The following is a 5,905-nucleotide window of genomic DNA, read 5'->3' on the forward strand; positions in this document are numbered from 1 at the left end:
TAACTGAGCGTGTCGTCGCCACCGATGGCGATCAGGTGTTCGATGCCAAGTCCCGAAAGGTTAGCGAGCACCCGGCTGGTGAGGTCCCATGTCTTTGTCGCGATGCCGCCGTTGGTGCTCAGCGAGACCGGAACATCATTGCCGACGAGATGATCCGGCAGCTTCTGTATTTTGGAGGGATTGACGCGGCTCGAGTGCAGCACGGTGCCGCCGCGCCGGTCGATGGTTCGAGTGTTTTCACGGTTCAGCGGGATGACGTAGTGGGACCTGCTGTTTGGGTCGTCGAGGTTCAGGTGCGTGAGGGCCTCCCAACCACGGCGCAGACCGACAACCTCGATGTCGTCCTCACTGCCGCGATAAGTCACGCTCTTGATGACTGCATTGAGGCCGGCGACGTCGCCGCCGCCCGTGAGAATGCCGATGCGTTTTTTTGCCATATCAACCTCCCGGATCGGCATGTCGTCATAGCGCCTGCATCTGTCGATTGAACGGTGAACGTCGCTCCAGCTTCTGATTGGAGGCGGTCGCTATTCGGCCGCTTCGGGCTTGCGGTCGTCGCGGAGTCGAAAACGCTTCAGCAGTCCGGACACGGTGTCGCGGAAGCCGCCATATTCCAGTTCGGAATAGGGTAGCATGGCGGCGCCAGACCAGCCTTGGCTGCGCATCTCGATGGCCTTGCGCTGGGCGCGCCGGCGGACCTCATCCCATGCCGGGTTGTCGAAGAAATCGGTGTAGGACTCGGCAAAGCGGCCTTCGCTGTCGATCGAAAAGCCGACGCATGAAACGATCGGCAGGCAGTACATGCCGGTAACCGGCGTGTTGAGTGGCACCGGCATGAGCGGCATCACATGCGAGCCGCGTGCATCGCCGCCCACGAAGTGCGCTTTGGCGAACGGCGAGATTATTTCCTCCGGAGCTGGGAAAATTCCCTGGTTCCTGACGATCGCGACTGGATCATCCTTGCCGGTGTATTTGCCTGCGATCGCGTGGAGGCGCTGTGCCGAAACGGCCGCGACGACCTCGCCATGGGTTCGAGAAATGATGCGATCGATGCCGAAGCGCTCGTTGTCGCGAAGCAGGGCGGCAATGTGGTAGCTGTCGTCGGGTGCGTCGAGCTCGAGTAGGCTGTCGCCGGCTGTGTTGTCCATGTCGATGACATGGAAACGGAATCCCTTGATCATCGGAGGCAGCATCAGCCCAGCGCAGTACATGGGGTCGGCAAAGGCGAGATAGAGCGGCAGGTTGTAGGCGCCCGGCCCGCATTTGTCGGCCGCGAACACCATGAAGGACTCCGCGGGTCGCACGCCGGAGAGGCTGTGGTCGAAGCTGAGCTCGGCGACGCCTGGGCCGGCGCCGCGAATGTTCCCGGAAGGCGCGTCGGCGAGAAGATCCTGGCCGGCGCCATAGAGCCCGGAGGTTCTCGCGACCGAGGTGGCCGCGAGGAACGTCTTCCAGGCGAGTTGATGGACYTCGGAGCTTCCTTCGCCCCGTGTGTGCGTCATGATGATCGCAATGTCGTCGCCGGTGTGGCAGATGAAACCGTCGATCAGCAGACCATTGCAGATCGCCTTGGCAACCTCGCCCTCGACAGTCGCCATCATGCGTGAAGACGGTTTTGTATGCCCGCCAACGGAGCCAACGTCAGCTTTGATGACTGAAAGAGTGAGTCTCATGAGCATTTCTCCGATCAGCGCAGCTCAGCGCCACCGGCCTCGGCGCTTGCTGCGCCGGGCACGGCGCTGCTCATTCGCGGACAAAAACGTCCGTCGCTCCGATAGGTTCCACGCACCCCGTTCATCCGGTTGCCGGAATCATGCCGAGTTTTGCCGTAGGACCATGCGTCACTATTTGCTGCGCTGCACGAGTCCGGTTCTGGCCGGACCGCTAACTCGTTGTTGGGCTCGGCCGGCAGTGCGATCTTCCGACGCGGGCAGCTTCAGGAGAAATCCTGCGTCAGGGTCGTGGCGAACTGCTCCAGCGCCCAGTCGACCTCGTCGCTGGTGATCACCAGCGGCGGGGCGATGCGGATCGTGTGCCCATGGGTGTCCTTGGCGAGGATGCCCTTGCCCTGGAGCGCCTCGCAGTAGCGGCGCGCGCGGCCGGCCTCGGGATGCAGCTCGACCGCCAGCATGAGGCCGCGCCCGCGCACGTCGCGGATCGTGTTGGCGCGGATGTCCTTCAAGCCTTCCAGAAGGCGCGCGCCCTGCCTGGCCGCGTTCTCGATCATGCCTTCCTCGACCAGCACACGCATCGCCGCGCGCGCCACCGCGCAGGCCAGCGGGTTGCCGCCGAAGGTCGAACCATGCTGCCCGGGTCGGAGTGTCCCGAGCACGTCGTTGTTCGAGAGCACGGCCGACACGGGATAGAAGCCGCCGGACAGGGCCTTGCCGAGCAGGGTGACGTCAGCCTCGATTCCCTCGTGCTGTTCGGCGAGCAGCTTGCCGGTGCGGCCGAGCCCGGTCTGGATCTCGTCGAGCACCAGCATGACGTTGTTGGCCGTGCAGAGCTCCCGTACCCTGGTGAAATAGCCGGCTGGTGGAATGATGACACCGGCTTCGCCCTGGATCGGCTCGACCAGAAAGGCGACGGTGTTTGGCGTGATCGCTTGTTCGAGCGCCGCGGCGTCGCCGAACGGGATGATCCTGAAGCCCGGCGCGAACGGACCGAAGTGTCCGTGGGTCTCGGGATCCGTTGAAAAGCCGACGATGCCCAGCGTGCGTCCGTGGAAATTGTCGGCGCAGACGATGATCTCGGCCTGGCCGTCCGGCACGCCTTTCACCTCGTAGCCCCATTTGCGCACCGACTTGATCGCGCTTTCGACCGCCTCGGCGCCGCTGTTCATCGGCAGCACCTTGTGCGAGCCGGTCAGCGCCGCGATCTCCTCGTAGAACGGGGCGAGCTGGTCGTTGTGGAAGGCGCGTGAGGTGAGCGTCAGCCTGTGTGCCTGTTCCACCATCGCCGCCAGGATCTTGGGGTGGCAATGGCCCTGGCTGACCGCGGAATAGGCGGAGAGGCAATCGAGATAACGGTTGCCGTCGGTATCCCAGACCCAGACACCTTCGCCGCGCGACAGGACGACCCCGATCGGTTCGTAATTACGGGCGCCAAAGCGCGCTTCCGTTGCGAGGTAATCAATGACGGACGAGCTCATCTTTCGTCACTCCATTGTTGCGTGCCGGCTGCACCGCGCTCAAATTCATCCGGGCCCGGCGAGATGCGCGACGCCGCGGATTTGCCTCCCCTTGTCAAATGGTTATGCGGATCCACCGAGGCAATCTTCCGTTAGCCTCCGCTACTGTGCATGGGGTTGTTTTCGACATTTTTGTTTTCGGGCCTCAGCCGATCGCGCAGGGCACGCGCAAAAAGCCGCGGAACCGTACCCGCCCGCCGCGCACCGGCTGGCCGTTCACGGCGTAGTTCGGGAAGCGCGCCAGGAAGCGCGAGATCGCGATGGCGCCCTCGAGCCGCGCCAGCGCCATGCCGGCGCATTGATGCGCGCCGGTGGCGAAGGCGAGATGCCGGTTCGGCGTCCGCGCGATGTCGAAGCTCTCGGGGTCGGGAAACTGCGCGGGGTCGCGGTTGGCCGCCCCGATGYACAGCGTCACCGACGTGCCGGCGTCGAGCATGACGCCGCCGAGCTCGACGGGTTCGGTGGTCATGCGGTTGCCGAGCTGGTTCGAGCTCTCGTAGCGCAGCATCTCCTCCACCGCTGTCTTGATCATGTCGGGGTTGTCGATCAGCCGCTGCTTCTGGTCCGGATTCCGGTCCAGTGCGACGAGGCCGTTGCCGATCAGGTTGGTGGTGGTCTCGTGTCCGGCATTGAGCAGGAAGATGCAATTGTGCAGCAGCTCCTTCTCCGTCAGCCGCTCGCCGTTACCTTCTCCCTGGATCAGGCGTGTCAGCACGTCGCGCTCGGGATTGCCGGGTTTGCCGCGCCGGCGCGCGACCAGCGTTTCGAGATAGGCGAGAAAGTCCTTCACCGCCTTGTTGCCGCGCGCGGCCGCTTCGCTCGACACCACGGGTTCAAGGGCACCGAGGATCGCCAGCGACCAGTCGCGCAGCGGCGCGCGCTCGTCATGGGGCACGTCGAGCAGATTGCCGATCACCTCGATCGGGATCGAGGCGGCAAAATCCTCGATCAGCTCGCAATGGCCCTTGGCGGCGATGGCATCGAGCAGGCTGTCGACCAGCTTGACGAGATCGCCCTCCATCCCCGCGATCGCGCGCGGCGACAGCGCGCCCATGATCAGGCGGCGCACGCGGGTGTGCGCCGGCGGATCGTTGAAGACGAGGCTGGTGGTGTGATGCTCGTAGAGCGGGGTGTCGCCGTATTTCGGCGCGAACTCGCGCTTCTTGTCCGAGCTGAACGACTTGGTGTTCTTGTAGGTGGCGACGAGGTCGTCGTAGCGGGTCAGGAACACGGTGCCGTTCGGCAGGCGCTTGACCGGCTCGTTCTCCCGCAGTGCACGATAGGTCGGGTAGGGGTTGTCGTAGAACTCCGGCGTCAGCTTCTCGAGATCGAAATTCGACGCCAGTTCTTTCGCACTTGCGTTCATTGCCGCCATACTCGCCGGTTGAGACCGATATGCCGTTTTCGCTCTTTCGAGCGGCGCGGATCACCGTCTACAGTCGTGCCGTGATTTGCAAGCCGACCGGACAGGAAAATGCACGCCCGCGCTGACGCTGCCGACACGGCCCCGAATTGGCCCGACGATATTTTCGCGACATTGCAGCGCTTCGACGTCCGGCAGGTGCCTTACGTGCCCGATGCCGGCCATTCGAAGCTGATCCAGCGCGTGCTGGGGTCCACCACAATGCGCGGCATTCCCTTGACGACGGAAGAGGAGGGCGTGGCGCTTCTGGCGGGCGCCTGGACCGGCGGGCAGCGCGGCGTCCTGCTGATGCAGTCGAGCGGGGTCGGCAATTGCATCAACATGCTGTCGCTGATCCCGATCCTGCGCTTTCCGTTCCTCACGCTGGTGACCATGCGCGGCGAGTGGGGCGAGTTCAATCCGTGGCAGGTGCCGATGGGATCGACCACGCAGGGCGTGTTCGAGCTCTCCGGCGTCAAGGTGCTGCGCGCCTCCAATGCGGCCGAGGTGCCGGCGGTGTTGGAGGCAGCCGCAGCGCAGGCCTATAACGCGCTCACGCCCACCGCCGTCCTGTTGTCGCAGCGCCTGATCGGCGCCAAGGTTTTCACCAGATGAGCAAGGCCAATCTCCTCGACCGCCGCCAGGTGGTCTCGACGCTGCTTGCGGACCGCAAGGATGTGGTTGCGATCGGCGGCCTCGGGGCCTCCACCAACGACATGTGTGCCGCGGGCGATCACGCCCGCAACTTCTATCTCTGGGGCGGCATGGGCGGCGCCGCGATGATCGGGCTGGGGCTCGCGCTGGCGCAGCCGAAACTGCCGGTGCTGGTCATCACCGGCGATGGCGAGATGCTGATGGGCATGGGCAGCCTTGCAACCATCGGGCTCCAGAAGCCGTCCAACCTCTCCATCGTGGTGCTCGACAACGAGGCCTATGGCGAGACCGGCGGCCAGACCAGCCACACCTCAGCCGCCGCCGACCTCGTCGGCGTCGCCAAGGCCTGCGGCATCGGAGACGCCCGCGCGATCTCGACCATGGCCGAGGTCGCGGCCTTTGCCAAAGCCGTCCACGACGTCTCGGCGGGGCCGCGATTTGCCAATGTAAAGATCGACAGCGCCAGCCTCGAGCGGATCCTGCCGAGCCGGGACGGGACCTACATCGTCAACCGGATCCGCGGCGATCTCGGCTTCCAGCCGATCTAGGTCCATTTCCCGGGGCGACCTCGCCTGCACGTGGGCCGTGCAGGCGGGGCAATTTCCACTGAAATTACAACGCTTCCAGGTTGCGATGCAGCATAATGCTTGACTTTTGCG

6 protein-coding genes are annotated in these 5,905 nt (G+C 64.5%); 2 read left to right on the plus strand and 4 right to left on the minus strand.

The window, feature by feature from the left end; translation table 11 throughout:
- The 4 genes from AC1D00_RS23265 to AC1D00_RS23280 all read right to left on the minus strand — a co-directional run.
- Nucleotides 1-437, minus strand: a 437-nt coding sequence (locus AC1D00_RS23265) for a 6-phosphofructokinase (protein WP_477012265.1), incomplete at its 3' end; no start/stop codon positions are given.
- Between the two features lie 90 nt (nucleotides 438-527).
- Nucleotides 528-1,679, minus strand: coding sequence for a fructose 1,6-bisphosphatase (locus tag AC1D00_RS23270; protein ID WP_477012266.1), 1,152 nt, complete (start codon nucleotides 1,677-1,679; stop codon nucleotides 528-530).
- 257 nt (nucleotides 1,680-1,936) lie between these two features.
- Nucleotides 1,937-3,151, minus strand: coding sequence for an ornithine--oxo-acid transaminase (gene rocD / locus AC1D00_RS23275; protein ID WP_477012267.1), 1,215 nt, complete (start codon nucleotides 3,149-3,151; stop codon nucleotides 1,937-1,939).
- A 184-nt stretch (nucleotides 3,152-3,335) separates the two neighbouring features.
- Nucleotides 3,336-4,556 carry a cytochrome P450 gene (locus AC1D00_RS23280; protein WP_477012268.1) on the minus strand — a complete coding sequence of 407 codons (1,221 nt, stop codon included), beginning with the start codon at nucleotides 4,554-4,556 and terminating at the stop codon, nucleotides 3,336-3,338.
- A 108-nt stretch (nucleotides 4,557-4,664) separates the two neighbouring features.
- On the opposite strand from AC1D00_RS23280, the gene AC1D00_RS23285 reads away from it, so the two are divergent.
- Together AC1D00_RS23285 and AC1D00_RS23290 are read left to right on the plus strand one after the other, a co-directional pair.
- The gene (locus AC1D00_RS23285) at nucleotides 4,665-5,207 is read left to right on the plus strand and encodes a phosphonopyruvate decarboxylase (RefSeq protein ID WP_027543956.1); all 543 of its coding nucleotides are present in this window, start codon (nucleotides 4,665-4,667) and stop codon (nucleotides 5,205-5,207) included.
- Nucleotides 5,204-5,794 (plus strand): thiamine pyrophosphate-dependent enzyme, encoded by a 591-nt coding sequence (locus AC1D00_RS23290; protein WP_477012269.1) that lies wholly within the window; start codon nucleotides 5,204-5,206, stop codon nucleotides 5,792-5,794. Before AC1D00_RS23285 ends, AC1D00_RS23290 begins: the two co-directional genes overlap by 4 nt.
- The last annotated feature ends 111 nt before the right edge of the window (nucleotides 5,795-5,905 follow it).

The organism is Bradyrhizobium sp. P2_E8 (assembly GCF_056403875.1).